The sequence below is a fragment of the Aeromonas sp. HMWF014 genome (genome assembly GCF_963878295.1).
Lineage (GTDB): Bacteria > Pseudomonadota > Gammaproteobacteria > Enterobacterales > Aeromonadaceae > Aeromonas > Aeromonas popoffii.
On sequence record NZ_CAWNYS010000578.1, the window covers coordinates 1 to 1867 of the forward strand.

Annotated in this window: 2 protein-coding genes; both read right to left on the bottom strand. The window is 62.0% G+C overall.

From position 1 onward, the window contains the following. A partial coding sequence (locus tag AAC083_RS22220) for an FtsW/RodA/SpoVE family cell cycle protein (RefSeq protein ID WP_181364862.1) occupies positions 1-275 on the bottom strand: 275 nt, incomplete at its 3' end. Next, on the bottom strand, positions 268-1867 hold a 1600-nt coding region (gene mrdA / locus AAC083_RS22225; RefSeq protein ID WP_108537734.1), incomplete at its 5' end, for a penicillin-binding protein 2. The genes AAC083_RS22220 and mrdA, both read right to left, overlap by 8 nt.

The following is a 1867-nucleotide window of genomic DNA, read 5'->3' on the forward strand; positions in this document are numbered from 1 at the left end:
AACACATCCACTGCAATGAGCAGCAGCACCACCACCACGAACAGCGGCACAGACCAGCGCGCGTAGAGGGAAGGAGGCAGCTGGGCCATGCCGATCATCAGGCCGAAGGCCAGTCCGCCGCGCACCAGCTGGCGCACGATGGAGTCGACGCTCTGACCTGAGGCAGAGTAGAGCACCACCATGGAGAGGGACATCAGGGCCAGCAGGCCGAGAAACAGCGGCAGGTCGATATGCAGCCGGTACCAGATGCTCTGTCGCTGCGCGGAATTACTCATGGGAAACGGCCTCGGGTGATGGGGGCGGCTGCTTGGGAGCCGGTGGCAACTGGGGCTCTGGTGGCACCAGATAGGCATCCAGCATCTGGCGTGCCACTGGCGCGGCCATGCTACTGCCGCCGCCGGCGTTTTCCAGCACCAAGGCGACTACGGCCTTTGGGGCGTCAAACGGAGCAAAGGCGACGAACAGGGCGTTGTCACGGTGTTCCACCTTCATGGTGCTGGCGTCGTAGACCTGGTTCTCTTTCATGCCCACCACCTGGGCTGTGCCTGACTTGCCTGCCGCTTTGTAGGGTGTGTTAGCAAAGGCGCGGCGCCCGGTGCCTTCAGTGCCGTTGATGACGCGCCACATGCCGTCCTTGGCTACCTGCCAATAGGCATCATTCTTGGCCTTGAGCGCCATGTTCGGGTTGACGGGGGCGTTGACAACCCCATCCTGCGAGGCCGTGCTCTTGAGTAGGTGTGGCGTCACATCGTGGCCGTTCTGGGTCAGTATGCTGGTGGCCTTGGCCAGCTGGATCGGGGTGGCGCTCCAGTAACCCTGACCTATGCCGATGGAGATGGTGTCCCCCTGATACCAGGGCTGGCGCCAGCGTGCCATCTTCCAGTCTCTTGATGGCATGACCCCCTTGGTCTCCTCATAGATATCGACCCCACTGTACTGACCGAAACCGAACTTGGTCATGTAGCTGTGGATCTTGTCGATGCCGACCCGATAGGCGAGATCGTAGAAATAGGTATCTGCCGACACCTCGATGGCGCGGTAGACATCGAGCCAGCCATGGCCCCAGCGGCGCCAGTCGCGAAACTTCTTGGTGGTGCCCGGGATGGAGAAGCTGGGGCCGCCGAAGTAGCGGTAGTTGGGGGTGATGGCCCCCTCGTTCAGCCCCATCACGGCCATCATGGGCTTGACGGTGGAGGCGGGGGCATAGATGCCCTGAGTGGTGCGGTTCACCAGCGGGCGGGCCGGATCGTTGAGCAGCGCCGAATAGTTGGTGTTAGAGATGCCGGTCACGAACAGGTTGGGGTCGTAGCTCGGGCTCGACTCCATGGCCAGGATGGCGCCGGTATTGGGATCCATCATGACGATGGCGCCCCGGCGACCGGCTAGCAACTCTTGTGCTTTAAGCTGCAGGCGAATGTCGATGTTGAGGTAGATGTCCTTGCCGGGCTCGGGTGGCTGGAACTTGAGGGTGCGCACCACGCGGCCGCGGTTGTTGACCTCGACCTCCTGATACCCGGCCACCCCGTGCAGCTGATCCTCGTAGAACTTCTCCACCCCCTGCTTGCCGATATCCTTGGTGGCGGCATAGTTGGCGAGCTTGTCCTCCTTGTCGAGGCGCTCCACGTCGCGGGTGTTGATCTTGGCCACGTAGCCCAGCGCATGAGTGAGGGTGTCACCAAACGGATAGTAGCGCTTGAGGTAGGCCTCTATGCTGGCGCCCGGATAGTTGTGCTGGTTGACCGAGAAGAGCGCGACCTGATACTCGGTCAGCTTCTCGAACAGAGCCACCGGCTTGAAACGGCGCTGGCGTTTGACCTCGGCCAGGAACTTCTCCTTGGTGCCTTCCGGCAGTGCCAGCAGGGTGATC